The organism is Nitrosospira sp. TNL200 (assembly GCF_055386305.1).
On sequence record NZ_AP041003.1, the window covers coordinates 1659413 to 1679307 of the forward strand.

Sequence of the window (19895 nt, forward strand, 5' to 3'; positions counted from 1 at the left end):
TGATGTCCTTGGTGTCTTGCACTGATGCCGGCTTTGCTGCGTGATAAGATAAGCCGGAGTATGGATTTCAGTGTACCGGAAAATAATCAAGCCGCGCATTATACCCGTGATCATTACCTACCCCAATAGTTTATACAAGTTGCATCAATCCTTTAACCCCGCCGGCGACCAGCCCGAGGCTATCGGCAAGCTGGTCGAGGGCATAAATGACGGCCTGGCGTTTCAAACGCTGCTCGGCGTGACCGGTTCGGGCAAGACCTTCACCATGGCGCACGTGATTGCGCGGCTTGCCCGTCCCGCGATCATCATGGCGCCGAACAAGACTCTGGCAGCGCAGCTCTACGCCGAAATGCGCGAATTCTTTCCTGAAAACGCCGTGGAGTATTTCGTATCCTATTACGACTACTACCAGCCGGAAGCCTACGTGCCTTCACGCGATCTCTTCATCGAGAAGGATTCCAGCATCAACGAGCACATCGAACAGATGCGCCTGTCCGCGACCAAGGCGCTGCTCGAGCGGGACGACGCCATCATTGTCGCCACAGTGTCCTGCATCTACGGCATCGGCGATCCCGTGGACTATCACGGCATGATCCTGCATCTGCGCGAAAACGACAAGATGACCCAGCGGGAAGCCATTCAGCGTCTGGCTGAAATGCAGTATCAGCGTAACGAGTTCGAGTTCGCGCGCGGAACCTTCAGGGTGAGGGGAGATGTGCTCGATATTTTTCCCGCGGAAAATTCGGAAACCGCGGTGCGGGTATCGCTGTTCGACGACGAAGTGGAAAGCATGGTGCTATTCGATCCGCTCACCGGGCATACCCAGAAAAAAGTCTCGCGCTATACCGTTTATCCCTCCAGCCATTATGTCACCCCGCGAAGCACCACGCTGCGGGCGATCGAGACCATCAAGGCGGAATTGCGGGAGCGCATCGATTTTTTCCAGCAGAACCACAAGCTGGTGGAGTTGCAGCGAATCGAGCAGCGAACGCGCTTCGACCTGGAGATGCTCAACGAGCTGGGCTTCTGCAAGGGCATCGAAAATTATTCACGCCACTTGTCGGGGAAAAAACCGGGGCAGCCGCCACCCACACTAATCGATTATCTGCGGCCGGACACGCTGATGGTCATCGACGAAAGCCACGTGACGGTTCCGCAGGTGGGCGGCATGTACAAGGGCGATCGTTCCCGCAAGGAAAACCTGGTCGAGTATGGATTTCGCCTTCCGTCGGCGCTGGACAACCGTCCGCTGCGGTTCGACGAATTCAGGAAAATGATGCCGCAAACCGTCTTCGTTTCCGCCACGCCGGCGGAATTCGAGCGCGTCAACAGCGGGCAGGTGGTGGAACAGGTGGTGCGGCCTACCGGTCTGGTGGATCCCCAGGTCGAAGTAAGGCCCGCGGTCACCCAGGTGGATGACCTGATGTCGGAAGTCGGCCTGCGCGTGGCGAAAAGCGAACGCGTGCTCGTCACCACGTTGACAAAACGCATGGCCGAGGACCTGACCGACTATTTTTCGGATCATGGTATCAAGGTGCGCTATCTTCATTCCGATATCGATACGGTGGAGCGCGTGGAAATCATCCGCGACTTGCGGCTGGGAAAATTCGATGTGCTGGTGGGGATAAACCTGCTGCGGGAGGGGCTGGATATCCCCGAAGTGTCGCTGGTGGCCATACTCGACGCCGACAAGGAGGGTTTCCTGCGTTCGGAACGTTCATTGATACAGACGATCGGCCGCGCGGCCCGCCATATCAATGGTACTGCGCTGCTCTATGCCGACAGGATTACCGATTCCATGCGCCGCGCAATGGATGAAACCGAGCGGCGGCGCAACAAACAGATCCTGTTCAACAAGGTTCACCAGATCACCCCGCGCGGGGTGCACAAGCGCGTAAAGGATCTGATCGACGGCGTCTACAGCATGGAAACGGCACAGCAGCAACTCAAGGCCGCACAGGTGCAGGCCCGGTATGACGCGATGAGCGAGACTCAGCTTGCCAGGGAAATCAAGGCGCTGGAGAAGCAGATGCTGGCGGCAGCGAAAAATCTGGAATTCGAAAAAGCAGCGGGGTATCGCGACGAGCTAAAAAAGATTAAAAACAAACTCTTCGTAGGATTTATTGATCCTGTTTCTGAGGAAAATGAGGAGAAAGCGAAAAAACCTCAACGCCGGAGGAGGGCGGGAAAGTGATGGAAAGTGATGGTAAAACAGTCAACTGGATATCGTTGGAGTTATTTCCAGCCTGAACCGGAAATACGCTGGATGAATACCTGGGTCATCTCTCACGAAGGTGGGAATTTAAAGGTGAGTACGGGAGGAGAATGATAACCTGCCTATTACTACAGCATATATTTATCTCATCTCCCTCCTATTCTGGTCTATCTCCAGATGTCTCCTCTGTTGCTCCACCCGTTCTTTTTCTGCCTTATTTCTTGCGATCCTGTCATCTTCATCTTCAAATTGACCATAAAATAGAATCGCGCCAATTGCATTTAAATTAGCGGCATCGTTTCGCCCAAAATAAGGACTGCCTACAGCTAGGCTGTTAAAATTACTCTGGGCAAGTTTACTGCCTTTGAAGCAACTCTTTTTAAGGGCATCCATCTCAAACTGGGATTCCTTTTTTTCATTTATTCTAAATTCTCCAGATTGACTATATAAATAAGCACCTGATTTTGTCTCATCCCACAAAGATCGACGCATTATTTCTTCCCATTGAACACGAGAGGGAAATCCTGAGGCATACCATTGACCAATAATCACGCCGCAATTGGTTCCCATGTTTGTCTTTTCGTCACCAAAACCAATGATCCAATAGGGGTTGAACAGTCCCTCAGGGTCACGGGTTCTCATAGCTGTCTTGATATTGGCAAGAGCGGAATTTACGTCCTTTTTAGCTTCAAATATAACCATCACCACGTCGTTCCTGGAACGGTACTCCAACATTTTCTTTTCTACTAAATCCGAGACAGGATCTGCTTGCGATGTAAATGAGAATGATTTTTCCACCCCGGGTACTTCCGGCTTTTGCAAAAACCCTGTTGCTGGGACAGGAGCAGGGTTTACGTTTTGCAACGAGGGGCGGGCAGCCGACGTATTCTGTGTCGCCCCATTTTGAGCAGACGTCTGATTAAGCCGAGCCAGACCAATTTGTGCCGCAGGATTTCCGAGCTGGGCGGATAGCTGATACCACTTTCGAGCTTCTTCAATATTTTTGGGAACACCCATCCCAGCCTCATATTTAAAACCCTGTTGATAGTATGCTTGGGCTTGCGCTTGAGCCTGAAATGGATGCCGTGGAATAGGAGTGGTGCAGCCGGTTAGAGAAAGCAAACCTGACACGATCATCAGGGAAGCGAATAAGCTGATACTCATTGTAATCATCGAACCTGAAGCAGAATTTTATCAGATGAGTAGCTCAGCTCCTTGCTTTACGCACTCTCCATCCCAGGAGACCTAAACCGGCTATCAGCATGGCGTAGGTTTCAGGTTCCGGTACGGCCTGAACCAAGGGGTTCATGTGCATACTGGCATGGCCAGTACCGGCAAAAGTCAGGCCGGTGACGAATGCCGTAGGGGAGTTCGGGTCCAGGCCCGCACTGGTCTCGATGCCTGTGATTCGGAACCTGTCTACTCCTGCTCCGGTAAATGCGTGCTCTATGCCAGCATGCAATGTTGAATCAAAGGTCCATTCAGTGCCGTTCCATAAATACAGGCTGAATTGGTTATCACCAACGTTCGGAAGCAATACAGAAGTAAAGTTCGGGCCGGAATCCAGCAAGTAGTCATAACCGGTGGCTACAAGTGGATCAATCCAGATAGTGCCACCCTCATACGTAAATACGAACGCCCAACCATCCGTCAGCTCTACCATGGGCATGATGGGATTGGCGGGACTGGCACCGGGGTTTGGAATCAGCAGAAAGCTTTGAATTATCCCCGCCTGCCTATTTTCTGCAGACCCAATTATCCACCCCTTGTCATTGATGTCAGAACCGGAAGCCAATACCCAGCCATTAGCCCTATTGAGCGGATCCAAAAAACTGTTGAGGTCGGTTGCAACAGTACCGTTCCATAAAGTAGCATGGGGTTGCTCACCACTAATGCCTACGTTACCGACCACTTGACCTAGATTGTTAATCGCGTTGGCAGCGCTCACGGTGCCAGATGTACCAAGATCAATTACCTTCGTACCCTCCCATAGAACGGCATGATATTCCCCGCTGGATGTTTGCGAGCTTCCTACAATCTGGTCAAAATTATTGATGGAATGAGCGCTACGGTATATCCCGCCCAGTGATTTTAGTTCCGTTACATTTTTGCCATCCCACCACACAGCATGGGTTTCTGAAAGAACATCGGTCCATAAACCCACCGCTTTCCCGCTGTCATTGATAGCTTTGGCAGAACTGTAACCGCCCGCACTGGACACCCCGTTTGGAAGCCCCAAGTCTGTAATTTTAGACCCATTCCACAGTGCTGCATGAGTTTCCCCATCTGCCGTACTCGCTTCACCGACCACCTTGCCAAAATTATTTATGCCATTTGCAGCGCTATAAGCGCCACCGAAGGTCCCAAGATCAATTGCTGCAGTCCCATTCCACAAAATAGCATGTGGTTGAATACTGGTAAGAAAATTGCTTCTCCCCACCAACTGTCCGCTGTCGTTAATATCAGTGGGCTCTAAGTCAGAGATCAACTTAATACTTCCTTCACTCCAGACTCCTCCTGAAGGAATATTAAATGCGTACCCTGCTACCTGGCCTGAATTGTTCATACCGTGGCCGAGAAAATCGTTCAGAAATGAAAAAATATAACCGCTCGCATGAGCAGGGGCGTTAGCCCACAAGAGGCTCGCGACGATTATGCTAATCCAGCGCAAATTGCACGTCATAAAATTTCCGTTATGTTTATTTAGATGGGGGGTGTTGTTCAATCAGATCGCGAAGTTCTTCTGATTTTACGGGACACGATGGAATAGTGTTATGCCATGCTACCTATGCTCAACCTCAGCAATTTAGAACTCCTTGAAATGATTGTCAATGTCTATCTCGCAATATGCGAAGAAGTCTATCTGGCTACAGATAACGCCACAAAAAAAGCGCTTGAAACAGGATATGGACAAATTAAATTACCACCGGCAAAGCCGGTGGTTTATTGGGTGAACCCCTCAAAGGGGTCTCAAAACCGTGAGCCGCTTCGCGGCGCAGTGAGGCGTACAGCTCCAAAGTTGATCTCTCTTGCAAACATTACTTCGATCATAGGGCCTCTCCAGTTCCATGCACCGATTCAAAACCATCTCCGACCGACGCAAAGGTCAAACCTTTCGGAGTCCCCCGGCAAAGCCGGGGGTTTACCTCACTTAATAATCCGCCTTGGATTACCACTTACAAGTAAGCTTTGCAAAGCGGCAATTAACTTGAAAAGGGGGCTCAATACCAAGGTACATCTGGCCGTGGATGCGCATGGTATGCCGGTCAGAGTCCTTGTTACACAAGGTCCCACAGCGGATTGCACACAGGCTGGCTACCTGATGGAGGGGATCGTTGCCGAATGCCTGATTGCAGATCGCGGCTACGACAGCAATACGATCATCGAGCAGGCTATGAAGCGGGGCATGAAACCTGTTATTCCACTCAGGAAAAACGGGGAAAAACAAAGGCCGTATGATGAGCATCTCTACAAAATCCGCCATCTGGTGGAAAACGCCTTTCTCCACCTGAAACGCTGGCGAGGCATCGCCACCCGATCACCCGATACGCTAAAAACAGTGCCTCATTCCTTGCTGCCATCCAGATCAGATGCATTGCCCTCTGGCTCAAAATCTCGTGACTACCTTATCTAGAGCGGTATGATTTGTCGGACGAAGGCAGCTGGATTCCGATGGAATCCAGCCCCCAAAATTTACCGATTAAATAGGCCTTCCAATTAGGAGCTGCAAAATGCCAAGAATCGCATATCGATCCGGCGATTATGAAAAAACCTATGAGAGTTTACGTACCTTTGTTGGAATTTAACCAAACCTATGAAATTCAGTTGATTACCGTCGCGGAGTTGACGAAGATGATCTGGTCGAAGGTCCGGTTGAGGGTTTTACTGTTGAAATTCTTCATCACCAGGCTTTGCTCGAACCTGACACGGTCTCCGGCTTTTACCCTGGTGGTGGGAGCAGCGATCCAGAAACGTTTTTCCGTATTCGCCAGTTCCATATAGGTGTATCCTGGCGCATCCAGCGTGGAGAGCACCTTGCCCTCATTACTGGGCATTCCTCCCGCAGCGCTCGCAGCACCGGAACCGGCATTATCTGCAGCGGTTGCCTGCAATGGGCCTAGATACGCGATACCGAGAGAAACAGCCAACGCGAAATACACTATTCTCGCTATTCTCAAAACTGCCTCCAGTCTGGTCGGGATTGCCCGGTTGTTATGAGCAGGGCAGCATCATACACCCCAATCACCGGGAGTTCCAACCGAAAAATGATCTAGAACCGGGCGTCGCTGCGCCAGCGGAGATTTGTTCAGCGCTTCCCTAAGGGGAACTCGTCCATGCGTCCATTTTCTTGCCGGGGCTGGGGTTGGAGCTGGAACCTGAGTCCGAGCCGGGCACGGTTCGGGGGTCAAAAACAAACAAGGATGGCGTGGAACCGTCCAGCATGGTGGAGGAGCCTGGCATGGGGCGCTGGCGAACGGTGAAGCCGGGACCCAGCAGCGAGTTCGCGCCTGAGTCGACAGGATGGGCGGTGGCGCCTGAGGCGAGGCCAATTGGAGTGCTTCTACTCGCACAGGCCGCCGCGCCTTCCTCAGCACTCTTTCCTGCCTTTTGTTCCGCAGCCTCGCATGCCAGGGTCTTGTAGACGCTCATGTATTTTGAGGCTTCCTGAAATCTTCCCGCATCCATCAGCTCTTTTACATGTCGCTGCGCTTCCTTGAATCGGGTTTCGGCATCAGGGGTGTCGTAGATGGAATTGGCTTGCGCGGTGGCTGCAATCAGTGTCATGAAGATAGCCGCAATGACGTTCACGTCTTCTCCTTTTTAATCAAGTCAGTCTCGGAAAGAGATCTCGTAGCGGGCGCCATGTCGATCATCTTCGGGAAGCCGGCTATCCGCTATCCTGGACCAGGAGGTATTCACTAGCCCTGTATTGCCACTTGGTATGATAAGCAATCACGTTTTCCGCCGCAATACGTCTCAAGGATTATTATTGGGCGGCAAGGCGGGAGGTGTTATGCGCATTCATGAAATTCCTTAAAGGGAATGCCGCCATGTAAAAAGACCCGGCAAGGAGTAGTTGGCCTTTGCCGGGTCAGTGATATCCACTACAAGAGGGAGAAAAAGTGGATACCTGGGTACATTTTTCCATGAGATGGATCTGACTTCTGTACGGCGGCTAACATAACGCATGCACAGGCCCGTCTTGCATGGCTGGGGCATATGCTTGCCGCACCCGGATAGCCGGAATAACACAGGTCAATTTTGCTCATAATGTATATTATGTTAAATTTGATAAAATGAATCGTATTCAGGCTATTCGCTTCTGCTCACGTACTTGCGGCCACTGTCGAGCCGCATGGACAAGGGCCAGTATCCATATCGTTTCGTCATCAATCTCGTACACTAGCCGATAGTTTCCATGTGGGACTAATTCACGGGTGCCGTGTATTTTTCCCGGTTGGCCCAGCATAGGATAAGTAGCCAGTTTGGCGGTAGCATTACTGAACAGCTCATCCATCCATGCGGCTGCAGGCAGATTATCGGTTGCAATGTAATCCCATATGTCGATACGATCTTGCTGTGCTTCTGGTGTCCAGATAACCTTCACGTCTGGTTCGTCGCATTGGCACGCCGTGCAGCAAATCCAGCTTCAACCTCGTCATTTGACCGGCCTGAGCCAGAGCGCATCGAGCTTCTGGCAACCTCCACCTTGCGGTTCAGGAAATCGTCATATTCCCTTGCTTCGCGCTGCCGTTGAACGAACTCGCGCATCAACTCGCGCAGGACTTGAGATGCAGGCCGATGAACAGCCTCTGCTTCAGCTATAAACTCGGCACGCAGTTCGGGCTCCAGCTTCATTGTAAAAACGGCTTCCTTTGGCATGAGTACACCTCTTACGTATAATACTAACCAAGTATATACTTTTGATTACCTCACGGCTATAAAAGGCGGTTTGATGAGCCATGGAAGCATCGTTTGACAGTAAAGGGCGAAAATTATGCGCACGTTTTTCCAGTCTCGCCGAAGCAACGGATAATTGCAGCCCAAGCCTGTCAAACCGGAATTCGATTATTTTTATGCACCTTTCCATCATCATCCCCGCCTTCAATGAAGAGCGCCTGATCGAGCACTGCCTGTGCTCGATTTCCACCGCCCTCGCCGTCAACGCCAAGCCGGGCTTCAGCGCCGAAGTCATCGTCGTCGATAACAATTCAACGGATGCCACGGCGTGCCTTGCGCGGCAGGCTGGTGCCCAGGTGGTTTTCGAGCCGGTCAACCAGATCGGCCGGGCGCGCAATGCCGGCGCTGCGGTGGCAACTGGCGACTGGCTGCTGTTCGTGGATGCCGACAGCATCCTGAATCCTGAATTGCTGGCCGATATCCTGCGGCTGATCGAGGAAGGAAAGAGCGTCGGCTGCGGCAGCACCATCAGAATGGAGGGATTGCCCTGGTGGGCGGATGGCGGATTACGGTTGTGGACCCGCATATCCACCCTCTTCCGCTGGGCAGCCGGGGCGCTGGTGGTATGCCGCGCCGATGCGTTTCGCGATGTCGGCGGCTTCAATCAGGAGCTTTACGCCGCCGACGAAATAGACCTCAGCGAGCTCCTGAAAAAATGGGGGCGGAAGCGCGGCCTGGATTTCGTGATCCTGACGCAATATCCGCTGGAAACCTCCGCGCGCAAGGTAAAGCTCTACTCGGGACCCGAAATGGCTGCGCAGATGCTGCGCCTCATGCTGCATCCGCGCAAGGCATTACAGGATAGGAAGCAACTGTCCGTCTGGTACGATGGCAGGCGTTAGGGAGTCTGATCGGGGCCGGGCAACGCGGGAGGATTGGGCGGATCGGCAGGCGCCTTGTTCCTTTTGACCTGGGGCAGCACAGGCCACTTCGCCAGCGCGACGACCCACAGGAGGATCAGCACCCCTCCTGGAATGAGTGCCAGAAGCGAAAATACCGGATTGAAGCCTACCCGGTCCAGAATTCTCCAGAATGGAAAAACGAAAAAAACGGCGAATGAAATCAGCCAGGGTACCAGCCCCAAGTCGCCCATATCATCTCCAGATTAGAAAAAAAGCATGCATTAAAATCCCGGCAAGGCCCGATACCTGGTTCGATACCTGTCCTTATGGCGCATGTGCCAAATATACCGCATCGGCGCGGCGATGTCGGAAACGTTTTGTCGCTCTGCGGCAAACTCTCTTATGCAAACCCTCTTATCGCAACGCACGCCCCGCCATATAACACCACGGCCAGCAGGATGACGGCGGTAAAACCCAGGTGGACAGCCAGCAGGCTGGCGAGGACGGCGCCTACCACCGAGGCGAAGCCGTTTATCGCCCATGCCCAGGGAATGGCATCCGGCGAGGTGCAGGCGAGCCGCGCCATGCCGGTGGGAAATGGAATACCCATGCATATGCCCGGCAGGGCAATCAGCGCTGCGGAAATGCCTATTTTTGCCGGGTCCGGCAGGTGGATGAGCGCATCGAACAGGTCCGGCAGCAAGGCCAGGTAGAGCAGCGCCACCATTCCCAGCACGGCAATAGCTGTGGTGACGCTGCGCACCCCGGCCGCCCTGCCCTGCTTTCGGCCGGCCAGCCAGCTTCCCAGCGCGGCAAATATGAGAAATGCGCACAAAACCACCGCCAGCGCATAAAGCGGATGGGAAAGAAACAGGATAAATTTCTGGATAAACGCGATTTCCATGAACATGAATGCGAAACCGATGGCAAGAAAATACAGCGTTGCGCTTGCCGGAGGCAGGGTTTCGCGGGCTCGGGATGCGGCCAGCGGCGCCAGGATGAGAAGGATACTCGCGAGGACCGCCTGTATGAGGGTCGCGACCAGCAACGGATAGCTCCAGTCGAGTAGCGCCATGCCGCCCTGCTGCCGCAAGGAGAACAGCTCGACCGCTGCATCCCATTTGAAGTAGCGGAAAAAATAGGGCCGGTCATCCGTTGCCGGCTCGATATGGAATTTGTACCGGTCGATAAAGTCTTGCCTTTCCGGCCCCAGGAGCGCGACAGCGCCTTCGTAAAAATAGGGCCGGGCCAGCAGGTTATAGCGGTTGGTCTCTTCCGCGAGCATGCCCGGATAGTAGGCAGGATCGAAAGAGCGCGTGCGGCTGAATTCCCTGATCGCCGCGATTTCGTCCGGAGAGAAATCGCTGTTCTTTACCAGCAGCGTGACGGTCTTCCAGCCCCGGATCATCGCTAGCCGTCTTGCTGGGTCGGGAACACCCGATTCTTCCAGTGCGGCGATTGCCGTGGCGAACAGCTTCAGCGAATCGCGCGGCGGCAGGGTGAGCCAGCGTGTGATGCTCAGCATGCCATCCGGCGCGAGGCGGCCAAGGTAAATCTGCAGGGCTTCCACCGTATAGAGATAGCTTTCGCTGAGTCCATAAAGCCCTGCGGAAGCGACGCCGAAGGAATCCAGCAGTGCGACCTGGATCAGGTCATACTGGCCGGTGCCGGCACTGGCGAATCCGCGGGCTTCGCCCTCATGCACCCGGACGTCGGGCCGCCCATAGAGCTTTCCGGAGAAATCGCCGAAACGGTTGCGCACCAGGTCGATGATGTTGCGATCCAGTTCAACCGCATCCACCCTGCCCGCCCGGTAATAAAGCGCCTGCAATACATCGGCGCCCGCTCCAGCTCCCAGCACCAGCACGCGCGGCCCATGCGGTGGTATGGCTGGAGATCCCAGCACGTGGTAAGGCAGCGCGGAAGTAAGCTGGCCCAGGTAGGCGAGCGGAGCCAGGTTGCCGTCGAAGCGCGTCAACACCGTGGGGCCGTTGCCATCGACGAACATTTCCAGCTGGGGCGGCGGCTCGTACAGGGCGTTGAGGCTCATTCCCGGCGCGTAGCGAAAGGGAATGCGGGTGCTTTCCACCACCGCAACCTGCCCGAGAGGGCCGGTGCGTTCCTCGATCATCCGGGTTCCCGAAATGTTGAGGGTCTGGCTCAGATCCTTGTAAGGCGAAGGATGGATCTTGAGCCAACCGGCATGCGCCACCACGACAGCCAGCAATGCGAGCCCGGAAAAGAGTTTTGCCAACCACGGGCGCTGCACTTTCAACTCGATGGCGGCAATCGCAGCGGCGAACAAGGCCAGTGCCGCCAGGATCATCAGCAGGTCGCCAGGGGACATGAAGAACAGCACGGCGACGACACCCAGGCTGCCTGCTCCCGCGCCGAAAATATCAGCGGCGTAAACGCGGCCTGCCTGCATTCCGAAGCGCCACAGCGCGAGGCCGATACTTGCTCCGCCGAAAAAGAATGGCAAAGCCACCAGCAGGTAAATAGTCAGCAGCTTCGGCAGCTGGCTGGTATCCCACAGGAGTTCGAGCGGATTGAAGGGAACCTGTTGCGCCAGCAGAAACGACAGCGGCATGGCGAGGGCCAGCATTGCCGCGGTGGCGAGAAACGTGGCATTGAAGCATGGCGCTATTCTTTCCCGAAGCAGGGCAAGCGCGGTGCCGCTCGCGCCATAACCCAGCATCGCGGCGCTGATGATCATGTACGCGAAATGATGCCATAGCACCATGCTGAACAGGCGGGTCAGCGCTATTTCATAGGCCAGCAGGCAGCCGGACAGCAATCCGATGGCGAAAAATGGCGGCCTCGGCGCCGCCATGGCTAGTGTCCGCCGGTGAGCGGGACGAAACCCACCGGGATGATCTGTCGGCTGGTAACCGAACCGTCAGGGTGTTTTTCCACCAGCATGAGGAACTGGGTCATGAATTGCGCCCCAAGCGGGATGACCATGCGCCCGCCCGGCTTCAGTTGCGCGATTAGCGGCGGGGGCACATGGCTCGCGGCGGCAGTCACCACGATGGCGTCGAACGGCGCTTCCGCCGGCCAGCCGTAGTAGCCGTCTTCCACCTTTACCTGCACATTGCCGTAACCGAGCGCGGCCAGCCGCTCGGCAGCCTCTTTGCCAAGAGGCTCGATGATCTCCATGCTGTAGACCGATTTGACGATTTCCGCCAGGACAGCCGCCTGGTAGCCGGAACCGGTGCCTATTTCCAGGACCTTGTCGCCAGCTTTCACCTTGATCAGATCGGTCATCATCGCCACGATGACAGGCTGCGAAATCGTCTGCCCGTGGCCGATGGGAAGAGGCCGGTTGATATAGGCAAACCTCATCAGCCAGTCCGGCACGAAACGGTGGCGTTCCACTTTCTCCATGGCTTGCACCACGCCGGGACCTGGAGCGGGATTGCCGTTGGCGGCGAGATCGGCCAGCACCTCCGCCACCATTTTGTGGCGCTTCGCGCTGTAATCCTCGCCATACGAGGGAAACGCGCAGCAGAAACAGAGAAGCGTGCCCACGATAAAGTGGCGGTTCATGGCTCTACTTAGGATCACCTCAAATTGACAACTATAGACAACTATAATTTTCTCGCCCAACTGATATCAACGACATTCTGACCTATATTAAAAATAGTCTTTCAAAAGACTATCGCAGAAATTTATGATTCATGATTTTTGGTGATCGGTATTGGATGAATCTAACCAAGGAGATATCACTATGACACAAAAACGAAAAATGGGATTCATTATTGCAATCGTTCCTTTTTTAATGACCACAGGTAGTTTCGCAACCAGTGCCAATGCGAGTGGACATGATGGAGAAAGCGATGCTTCTGTGATGAAAAGAGAACCAGACGGTAGTGTTAGTAAAAGTGAATTCATGAAACACCACGAGTGGATGTTTGACCAAAACGACAAAGACCATAACGGTAAGCTTGATACCAATGAAATGAGAAATCTACACAAAATGGTGGGTAAAATGCATGGGCGCTTTGAACAAGAACATGGACAAAAGAAATAGCTAGCCTACAGCAGGAGGCCCCCCGGCTATGCCGGGGAGGCATTCGAAGTTTGACAGATACGGGAGTCCATCGAGGAAACTCCGAAGTGTGAGCCGCCAGGCACACACGAGGGGGAGAATTCACGATGTACGAGTACGAAAGCCCAAGACGTTTGAGTATGCCTCTCGCGTTCGGAACAAAATCAATGAAAATTCTGACCGGATCCAGTGGTGTATGCGAATTCCGGTTCAAACCGGACAGCCATTCCAGAGCAAACTGGACACCGATTGCAACGCTACGCTAGCGTCACCACAAATCGCCCAGCAGTCTGTTGATGATGAAGAGAACGATGGCGAGAGCAATCAACCCCAGTAAAGGCGTGTTTTCTTCGATGAGGCGGGTCGCCTGATCGGATGGACGGTAGCGCCGGGCAAAGAGGTATAAGGCGGCAAAAATGGCGATCACCAGCGCTGTATAAAACAGCTCGGTATATGCGCCTTCGAAATACCATTCGTTGCTGTCCAAAAGCGATTCCCTCTTCCTGGCCGGGCCGGTATCGGGGCTATCTCAAAGCGGGAAAACCCGGCCGCGAAGACAGCGAATCCGCCCTGGCTGTTTCCGTTGGCATGAGCAGCAGCTGGATATCCGATTCCCATCCCCTGATTTTCTTCGCCGCATGCGCGCGTTGTGCGGGAGTAGCGGTATTGTGAAGGCCCGCGACAAAGCCGCAGTTATATGCCCACAAGTTATCCGAATACTTGCGGTAGGCTTCGTTGGGCGAGTTGTAGACGCGCTCCATGTAGGCGCGCAGCGCTTGCTGTATCCTGTCCGGATCCGGCGTGACGGACGTCAATTGGCGCAGCAACTGCACCAGATCCTGCTGGCGCCGGTGGCGCTCCGCATTCCAGATAGTCACTTCGTAAGGCGAGGCCGCCAGCCGCTGTTTAATAAATTCGCGTTGCTGGCTGTCGAGCTTGCCGTAGAAGAACTCGGCACGCTCGACGGTACGGTTGATCGATCTCTTCAGGCGCGCCTCGGCGTTGCCCCGAACATGGTCCTCATCGAATTCCTCATTGATCCTGGCATACCTCCGCTCGATATTCTGGATCTGCCGGGGGGTCAGGGTTGACGTGATATCCACGGCAATCGGCAATGCGTGCTCAAACGCTTCATCCATATATCCTCGTATCTCCGTCCACAAGCCGCAGGTGCGTTCCGGAGTCGTATCTTCCAGCACCATGGTCCTGGAATGGGTCAGCAAGCCCGCATACCGGGGCAGATGCTCGCGCCGGTGCCAGGAAAACCAGCGGGCCAAGGCAGCGCGGACACGCGACCCTTGCGTTTCGTCGAAATCCACGAACCGGTCCAGCCACCAATAGGTCACATGGTCCGCCTGGTTGTATCCGAAGCGGACAATGTTGCACCCCGTCAAGGAGAACAGCGCGGGAACCAGCAGGATGATCAGCGACCGCTTGAAGGGAAACGTTTTCATGCCGCGTTATTGTGGCTGCAATAGCGGTACGGACGCAAGCGCGGCGCAGCCGGAACCCCTGAACAATATGCTTGACGGCAAACAGAGTATCTACACTCCATAGCCGTTACCGATGATTCCTGGCGGATCTTGAATGGGCGGCCACGCGCCTTGCCTGGCAGGCGGTGACCGCTCGGGGACGGTATTTCAATACCTTCTTCTCCTTCCCGTCATTGCGCGCTTGCAGAGCCCGCTCTCCATCAAGCGAAGAACTGCCTGCAGGAATCTTCAGCCAACAGGCGGGCTCTGGCAAACGCTAGTGGATGTCACCGGGAACGGAAGAATTTCTCAGGCAATCCTCGTAGGCCTTTTCGGCATCCTGCCAATGCTGTCTGGCAATACTGCCGTCATGAGGATTCGAATTGCCTATTAATTGCTGCAACGCCTCATACGCTTCCCTTGCCTTTCTTTGCTCCTCCTCACAAGTCGCATTCATATCGACCTCCTGTCTTTCGGAGAAACCAACTCCCTTGCCGCCTTTCCCGGGCCTTCGGATTCAGTAAACCGCCTTCCCCCGAATGGCCCGCCTCATCCCACCACTGCAGAACGGATGAGTCAAGATCATGTTTTACACGCAGTATCTGGGCACATTTTCGTAAACGCGCAGGGGTAAATCGAGCTCCACGGGATATATCCAGGGACAAGTAATTGTGGAAGCTTCTTCGTTACACCCTGCGTTATAGACCCTATTTTTACCTGGTCGTTCACGGTATCCCGGGTGGTCAGGACAGATACGGGCATCTGTTCGCCTGCCTGGCGCAGCGCCAGGAGGATGGGCCAGCCGTCCCGGGGAATAGGCGTAACGTGGACTGAGGGAAAAGAGATAGAGAGAGGCTGGCCGCCTTTTTCCGATTTGGCGATTCCTTGATCTCACATTCCCTCTCTGGCTTCCGCAGATTTCCAGACTGCGAAATGCTTTACCGGAAAAATAATGATATATAAATAAGTTTCACGCTAATATAATGGTTCATGTTATTACTTAATATAATTGATAATTAACATATAAAATATATATCATTCATGTGATATAAAATCCTGTGATATTTACAATCCTTTATTTTCAGGATTATGTCATAATATCCGACTGGCCGTAAAGCAATCTCCAGGGCGGCCACGGATGAGAATTCGATGCAATTTCAGAAATGAAAAGATGGCGCCGCGCTTCGTGTTCTTCCTGGCGGCGGTTCATTGCTGCTATGATCGTTATTCCATCAGGGGCAGGACCGCGAATGGATTCCAGATCTTTTAACGGGCAGAGCATGCTGGCCATGGATATCCCGCGTTACGGCGGCCCGGAAGTGCTGACAGCTTGCACGCGTCCCATCCCGCAAACGGGAGAGCAAGACATTCTCGTCAGGGTGGAAGCCGCGGGCGTCAATCGTCCGGATATTCTGCAAAGACAGGGAATGTATCCTCCGCCTCCCGGTTCATCGGCAATTCCGGGACTCGAAATTGCCGGGACAGTGGTTTCGCCTGGTGCGGGGACCACCCGCTTCAGCATTGGCGACAAGGTATGCGCGCTCGTTCCCGGCGGCGGTTACGCCGAGTTTTGCACGGTACATGAAAGCAACGCCCTCCCCGTACCCTGCGGTTTCAGCCTGATCGAGGCGGCGGCATTACCGGAGACCTTCTTTACGGTATGGGCCAACCTGTTCCAGCGCGGCGGCCTCAAGGCGGGTGAAACGGTACTGATCCATGGCGGCTCATCCGGCATCGGCACCACTGCCATCATGCTTTCCAAGGCATTCGGCGCCACCGTGCTGGCGACCGTCGGTTCGGAAGAGAAATGTCGAGCTTGCCTGGCGCTGGGAGCGGATCTGGCGATCCACTACCCGACTCAGGATTTCGTGGAAGAGACGAAAAGATTCACGCAGGGCAAGGGGGCCGATATCATCGTGGATATCATCGCGGGCGACTACGTGGCGCGAAACTACCGGGCGGCGGCGATGAACGGGCGCATTATCCAGATTGGGGTGCAGCATGGCTCCGCACCCGAACTGAACCTGATGCCCATGCTGGCCAAGCGCCTGACCCATACCGGCTCGACCATGCGATCCCGCACTGTGCGGGAAAAGTCGCAGATCGCGCAGGAGCTGGAACAGCACGTCTGGCCTCTCTTGCGGCAGGGACAGATCAAGCCGGTGATCTTCCAGACCTTCGACCTGGAGCAAGCTGCCGCGGCGCATGCGCTGATGGAATCCGGCGCGCACATCGGAAAGATCGTCCTTGTCACCGCTGCCGGACGTGCCGCATCCTCATAATCCCATTCCGGATTCGCTGGAATCCCGTGAAAGATCTTCCACAAGCTTTGCCTTGAAACGGAATTTCCGGATTGCTTCCTGTTTATTCCTCAAGTTTCCCGTGACCAGGCCGTATTGATTAGATAATTCGATCCGATCTGGAGGATGGTCATGCCCCCGTCGATGCTAGGCAGCAACCTGGTAGTCATTGCCGCTGCAACTGTTGCGATTGTTTCTCTCTATACTGCGGATACCGCCATGACTCTATTGGCACTCCTGGTCTGCGCGTTTGCAGCTCGCCTGCAATACTCCCGTTCGCTGAAAACCGCGAATGCGGAACTCGAAAGCGCCAACGAAGAATTGCAGAAGCGCTCCCACCTCGATCCGCTTACCGGGTTGCCCAACCGCATCCAGTTCGAAAATTATCTCGTAAAGCTTACGTCGCGTTGCGACCGGGCGGAGGAACAGGGCCGGGAAGAATTCGATGCCGAGCATAAACCCGGTAGAATCGCCGTTCTGGTAGCCAACCTGGATGGCTTCAAGTCCATCAACGATTCCTTCGGCCATGCTATTGGCGACCTGGTGCTGAAGGAAGCGGGATGGCGATTGCGCGGACTGGCCCGTACCACGGACATGGTTGCCCGATTGGGGGGCGACGATTTTGTGCTGCTGATAGAGGATGTCCGCAACATGGGCGATTGTGCACAACTCGCCCACCGGCTGGTAAAGGCGCTGGCGCAACCCTTCGATATAGGCGGCCAGCAAATCGAGATTTCCGGTTCAGTGGGCGTGGTGATTTATCCGGACCAGGGTCCGAGAACCAGGTTGTTGTCCTGCGCCAGTGCTGCGATGCATTCCGCCAAGCATTCTGGCGGAGACGGCTATGCGTTGTTTGAATCCCGGATGGAAGACAGCGCAGTGGATCAGCTTGGCCTGCATCGGGATTTGCGTAGCGCGGTCGAGCTTGGCCAGTTGCAGTTGTATTATCAACCCAAGGTGGGCGTGACCGATGGGCGAGTCAGAGGCATGGAGGCGTTGCTGCGCTGGAATCACCCGGAACGCGGCATCATCGGCCCCGAAATATTCATTCCTCTTGCCGAGCGCTTTGGCCTGATCAATGGCCTGGGCAACTGGGTTATCAATGAAGTATGCCGCCAGATGGGGACATGGTCTCAAGAAGGCATGCGGATGAGCGTTGCGATCAATCTGTCGATGCATCAACTGCGCCAGGATGATCTGGCAGATAGCATCCGGCAGGCGCTGAAGCGGCACCAGCTTGAACCATCGCAGTTGATATGCGAGTTGACTGAATCGGCCGCAATGAAAGACATCGACGCAACCCAGTGTTTTTTCAAGAAACTCGCAGCCATAGGCGTGCGCTTGTCCATAGATGATTTTGGCACCGGGTATTCCAGCCTGAACTACCTGCGCCAGTTGCCGGCCCGTCAGTTGAAGATCGACCGCAGTTTTATCACCGACCTCGAAAAGAACAGCGACGCACGCGCCATAGTCAAGGCAGTGATCAACCTCGCGCACGTCCTGGATCTGAGCGTCGTGGCCGAAGGAGTCGAAACAGAGGGGCAGCGAAGGATTCTTGAGGAACTGAAATGCGACGAACTGCAAGGTTTCTTTTTTTCCAGGCCGATGCTGGAGGATAAAATGATCGGCTGGGTAGACAGGCAAGAGGCAGCCGCGATGAGCAAGGAAGGGAATCTCGATGCCCTGGACAGCCCCCTGTTGTCCTGACAGTACATTTCCTTCATTCATCCATAAGATAGCATCCACGGCACCAGGCAATTAACGGCGCCAAATCCACATTACTCCCGCCTGGATTTTCGGGGAAAAACTTGATGCGACACCGCTCCGGCTGGGTGTTCTCGTTCTCGCCATGGAAAATCCTCGAATGGTAAAAATAAGAAAAAAAGACGGCACCTCGATGAAAAATTGCTGTCTTATTATTGTGAAGAAAGTGAAAAGAGTAATGTGAGGAACGTAAAAAGAGTGGAGGCACATCATGAAAAACATATTCGAAATTCTGATGGCAGCACCGCCCGAACAAATCACACGATGCAAGATCGCCATGCTGGAAATAGCGCATGGTCACTGGGAAGCGGCGGCGATGACCATGGACGATGCGGCATATGAAACTGAACCTGGAGAATGGGCAACGGATTGCATGGAAATGCGGGATTTTTGCATGGCCATGGACAAGGTGAAAAGCGAAGGCATTCATGCAATTCAGGCAAGCGGTGGCAGCGCAGCGGCAGGAGCAAGAATGGTTATCGCCACCTTGTGAGACAATATTCCACAAGACTTCCTGAATCCCGAATCCTTCTCGAAGCAAAAATCGTTCAGCGCTTCCTTAATTGCCAGTCGTGGAAATGCGGAATTCCCGCACTATTTCGGATTTACGCAATGTTTCCGCGAGATCGGCGGTCCTGTCCGGATCCCGCTTGGTGCGGATATCCATGCGATATTCGAACAATCCCGTCGGCGTAATGCGATAGCTCATGTTCGCAATCTCAAACCCATGGTCGGCGACGAGCCTTCGAACCTGGTCTTCCGGCATGATATCGTTTCTGTCGAAGCTTACGTGGTATTGGGCGTAGGAGTCGCGGGGCAGCCTCATTTCAATCGAATTGAACAAGGTGAGCACTCCCAGCATGAGGCCGGTTCCCAAAAGCGCGGGGAAGTAGAATCCCAGTCCCAGCAGAATCCCGATGGCTGCGGTGGTCCAGATGGAAGCGGCAGTAGTCAGGCCGCGAATGGTCATTCCTTCCTTGAAAATCACGCCGGCGCCCAGAAATCCGATACCCGTCACTATCCCCTGCGCCATCCTGCTCGTATCCGCTCCTATCGAACCGACCGGCGCGCCGTGCAGCCAATGGGACTGATATGAAGTCATCAGCATGAGGAGACTGCAGGCCAGGCATACGAGCGCATGGGTCCTGAAGCCGGCGGGATGCCCATGGACAGTCCTTTCCAGGCCTATCACCGCGCCTGCCGCCAGCGCCGCCGCCAGATTAAGCGCGATGACCGGATAGTCGTTCATATGGCACCGGCCAAGGCGGGGTCGTCAGCGCGAAAATCGAC

19 protein-coding genes and 1 pseudogene are annotated in these 19895 nt (G+C 54.4%); 7 read left to right on the forward strand and 13 right to left on the reverse strand.

Going from position 1 to position 19895, the window contains the following annotated elements; translation table 11 throughout:
- The first annotated feature begins 106 nt into the window (after positions 1-106).
- Complete coding sequence (gene uvrB, locus ACZ5CE_RS07405) at positions 107-2194, forward strand: excinuclease ABC subunit UvrB (protein ID WP_464577457.1); 2088 nt, start codon at positions 107-109, stop codon at positions 2192-2194.
- A gap of 162 nt (positions 2195-2356) precedes the next feature.
- Here the strand turns inward: uvrB and ACZ5CE_RS07410 are convergent, their stop codons facing one another.
- A complete protein-coding gene (locus ACZ5CE_RS07410; protein ID WP_464574244.1) occupies positions 2357-3379 on the reverse strand; it encodes a hypothetical protein in 1023 nt (340 codons plus the stop codon).
- 43 nt (positions 3380-3422) lie between these two features.
- The gene (locus ACZ5CE_RS07415) at positions 3423-4940 is read right to left on the reverse strand and encodes a PEP-CTERM sorting domain-containing protein (RefSeq protein ID WP_464574245.1); all 1518 of its coding nucleotides are present in this window, start codon (positions 4938-4940) and stop codon (positions 3423-3425) included.
- Positions 4941-5426: 486 nt separating this feature from the next.
- Here ACZ5CE_RS07415 and ACZ5CE_RS07420 point away from each other — a divergent pair.
- A pseudogene (locus tag ACZ5CE_RS07420) lies at positions 5427-5836 on the forward strand (IS5 family transposase); the annotation flags it as partial.
- A 200-nt stretch (positions 5837-6036) separates the two neighbouring features.
- Here the strand turns inward: ACZ5CE_RS07420 and ACZ5CE_RS07425 are convergent.
- The 4 genes from ACZ5CE_RS07425 to ACZ5CE_RS07440 form a co-directional block, all read right to left on the reverse strand.
- Entirely contained in the window at positions 6037-6393 is a 357-nt protein-coding gene (locus tag ACZ5CE_RS07425; RefSeq protein WP_464574246.1) for an NrfJ-related protein, read from the reverse strand.
- Between the two features lie 139 nt (positions 6394-6532).
- A complete protein-coding gene (locus tag ACZ5CE_RS07430; RefSeq protein ID WP_464574247.1) occupies positions 6533-7024 on the reverse strand; it encodes a hypothetical protein in 492 nt (163 codons plus the stop codon).
- 499 nt (positions 7025-7523) lie between these two features.
- Complete coding sequence (locus ACZ5CE_RS07435) at positions 7524-7823, reverse strand: type II toxin-antitoxin system RelE/ParE family toxin (RefSeq protein WP_464574248.1); 300 nt, start codon at positions 7821-7823, stop codon at positions 7524-7526.
- On the reverse strand, positions 7820-8098 hold the full coding sequence (locus ACZ5CE_RS07440; protein ID WP_464574249.1) for an antitoxin of toxin-antitoxin stability system: 279 nt from the start codon (positions 8096-8098) through the stop codon (positions 7820-7822). The genes ACZ5CE_RS07435 and ACZ5CE_RS07440 overlap by 4 nt, the downstream gene beginning before the upstream one ends.
- An 80-nt stretch (positions 8099-8178) precedes the next feature.
- On the opposite strand from ACZ5CE_RS07440, the gene ACZ5CE_RS07445 reads away from it, so the two are divergent.
- Positions 8179-9018 carry a glycosyltransferase gene (locus ACZ5CE_RS07445; RefSeq protein WP_464574250.1) on the forward strand — a complete coding sequence of 280 codons (840 nt, stop codon included), beginning with the start codon at positions 8179-8181 and terminating at the stop codon, positions 9016-9018.
- Here ACZ5CE_RS07445 and ACZ5CE_RS07450 read toward each other — a convergent pair.
- The 3 genes from ACZ5CE_RS07450 to ACZ5CE_RS07460 form a co-directional block, all read right to left on the reverse strand.
- On the reverse strand, positions 9015-9269 hold the full coding sequence (locus ACZ5CE_RS07450; protein WP_464574251.1) for a hypothetical protein: 255 nt from the start codon (positions 9267-9269) through the stop codon (positions 9015-9017). The genes ACZ5CE_RS07445 and ACZ5CE_RS07450 overlap by 4 nt on opposite strands.
- Before the next feature lie 149 nt (positions 9270-9418).
- Positions 9419-11851, reverse strand: a complete 2433-nt coding sequence (locus ACZ5CE_RS07455; protein WP_464574252.1) for a spermine/spermidine synthase domain-containing protein — start codon at positions 11849-11851, stop codon at positions 9419-9421.
- A gap of 2 nt (positions 11852-11853) precedes the next feature.
- Positions 11854-12567: a protein-L-isoaspartate(D-aspartate) O-methyltransferase gene (locus tag ACZ5CE_RS07460; RefSeq protein WP_464574253.1), complete on the reverse strand. Its 714-nt coding sequence runs from the start codon at positions 12565-12567 to the stop codon at positions 11854-11856.
- A gap of 181 nt (positions 12568-12748) precedes the next feature.
- Here ACZ5CE_RS07460 and ACZ5CE_RS07465 point away from each other — a divergent pair, with 181 nt between their 5' ends.
- The gene (locus ACZ5CE_RS07465) at positions 12749-13051 is read left to right on the forward strand and encodes a hypothetical protein (protein ID WP_464574254.1); all 303 of its coding nucleotides are present in this window, start codon (positions 12749-12751) and stop codon (positions 13049-13051) included.
- A 286-nt stretch (positions 13052-13337) separates the two neighbouring features.
- Here the strand turns inward: ACZ5CE_RS07465 and ACZ5CE_RS07470 are convergent, their stop codons facing one another.
- From ACZ5CE_RS07470 to ACZ5CE_RS07480, 3 genes are all read right to left on the reverse strand, one after another.
- Complete coding sequence (locus ACZ5CE_RS07470; protein ID WP_464574255.1) at positions 13338-13556, reverse strand: hypothetical protein; 219 nt, start codon at positions 13554-13556, stop codon at positions 13338-13340.
- Between the two features lie 37 nt (positions 13557-13593).
- Positions 13594-14523 (reverse strand): DUF6279 family lipoprotein, encoded by a 930-nt coding sequence (locus ACZ5CE_RS07475; protein WP_464574256.1) that lies wholly within the window; start codon positions 14521-14523, stop codon positions 13594-13596.
- A 295-nt stretch (positions 14524-14818) separates the two neighbouring features.
- Entirely contained in the window at positions 14819-14998 is a 180-nt protein-coding gene (locus ACZ5CE_RS07480) for a hypothetical protein (protein ID WP_464574257.1), read from the reverse strand.
- 793 nt (positions 14999-15791) lie between these two features.
- On the opposite strand from ACZ5CE_RS07480, the gene ACZ5CE_RS07485 reads away from it, so the two are divergent.
- From ACZ5CE_RS07485 to ACZ5CE_RS07495, 3 genes are all read left to right on the forward strand, one after another.
- Positions 15792-16823: an NAD(P)H-quinone oxidoreductase gene (locus tag ACZ5CE_RS07485; protein ID WP_464574258.1), complete on the forward strand. Its 1032-nt coding sequence runs from the start codon at positions 15792-15794 to the stop codon at positions 16821-16823.
- A gap of 150 nt (positions 16824-16973) precedes the next feature.
- Positions 16974-18548: a putative bifunctional diguanylate cyclase/phosphodiesterase gene (locus ACZ5CE_RS07490; RefSeq protein WP_464574259.1), complete on the forward strand. Its 1575-nt coding sequence runs from the start codon at positions 16974-16976 to the stop codon at positions 18546-18548.
- Between the two features lie 268 nt (positions 18549-18816).
- Positions 18817-19098, forward strand: a complete 282-nt coding sequence (locus tag ACZ5CE_RS07495) for a hypothetical protein (RefSeq protein ID WP_464574260.1) — start codon at positions 18817-18819, stop codon at positions 19096-19098.
- Positions 19099-19164: 66 nt separating this feature from the next.
- Here the strand turns inward: ACZ5CE_RS07495 and ACZ5CE_RS07500 are convergent, their stop codons facing one another.
- A complete protein-coding gene (locus tag ACZ5CE_RS07500) occupies positions 19165-19854 on the reverse strand; it encodes an MgtC/SapB family protein (protein WP_464574261.1) in 690 nt (229 codons plus the stop codon).
- Positions 19855-19895: the final 41 nt, after the last annotated feature.

Coding starts and splice junctions, on each gene's coding strand:
- ACZ5CE_RS07410 (WP_464574244.1), bottom strand. CDS start 3,379: ATGAGTATCAGCTTATTCGCTTCCCTGATGATCGTGTCAGGTTTGCTT.
- ACZ5CE_RS07440 (WP_464574249.1), bottom strand. CDS start 8,098: ATGCCAAAGGAAGCCGTTTTTACAATGAAGCTGGAGCCCGAACTGCGT.
- ACZ5CE_RS07445 (WP_464574250.1), top strand. CDS start 8,179: ATGGAAGCATCGTTTGACAGTAAAGGGCGAAAATTATGCGCACGTTTT.
- ACZ5CE_RS07450 (WP_464574251.1), bottom strand. CDS start 9,269: ATGGGCGACTTGGGGCTGGTACCCTGGCTGATTTCATTCGCCGTTTTT.
- ACZ5CE_RS07455 (WP_464574252.1), bottom strand. CDS start 11,851: ATGGCGGCGCCGAGGCCGCCATTTTTCGCCATCGGATTGCTGTCCGGC.
- ACZ5CE_RS07460 (WP_464574253.1), bottom strand. CDS start 12,567: ATGAACCGCCACTTTATCGTGGGCACGCTTCTCTGTTTCTGCTGCGCG.
- ACZ5CE_RS07465 (WP_464574254.1), top strand. CDS start 12,749: ATGACACAAAAACGAAAAATGGGATTCATTATTGCAATCGTTCCTTTT.
- ACZ5CE_RS07475 (WP_464574256.1), bottom strand. CDS start 14,523: ATGAAAACGTTTCCCTTCAAGCGGTCGCTGATCATCCTGCTGGTTCCC.
- ACZ5CE_RS07480 (WP_464574257.1), bottom strand. CDS start 14,998: ATGAATGCGACTTGTGAGGAGGAGCAAAGAAAGGCAAGGGAAGCGTAT.
- ACZ5CE_RS07485 (WP_464574258.1), top strand. CDS start 15,792: ATGGATTCCAGATCTTTTAACGGGCAGAGCATGCTGGCCATGGATATC.
- ACZ5CE_RS07490 (WP_464574259.1), top strand. CDS start 16,974: ATGCCCCCGTCGATGCTAGGCAGCAACCTGGTAGTCATTGCCGCTGCA.
- ACZ5CE_RS07495 (WP_464574260.1), top strand. CDS start 18,817: ATGAAAAACATATTCGAAATTCTGATGGCAGCACCGCCCGAACAAATC.
- ACZ5CE_RS07500 (WP_464574261.1), bottom strand. CDS start 19,854: ATGAACGACTATCCGGTCATCGCGCTTAATCTGGCGGCGGCGCTGGCG.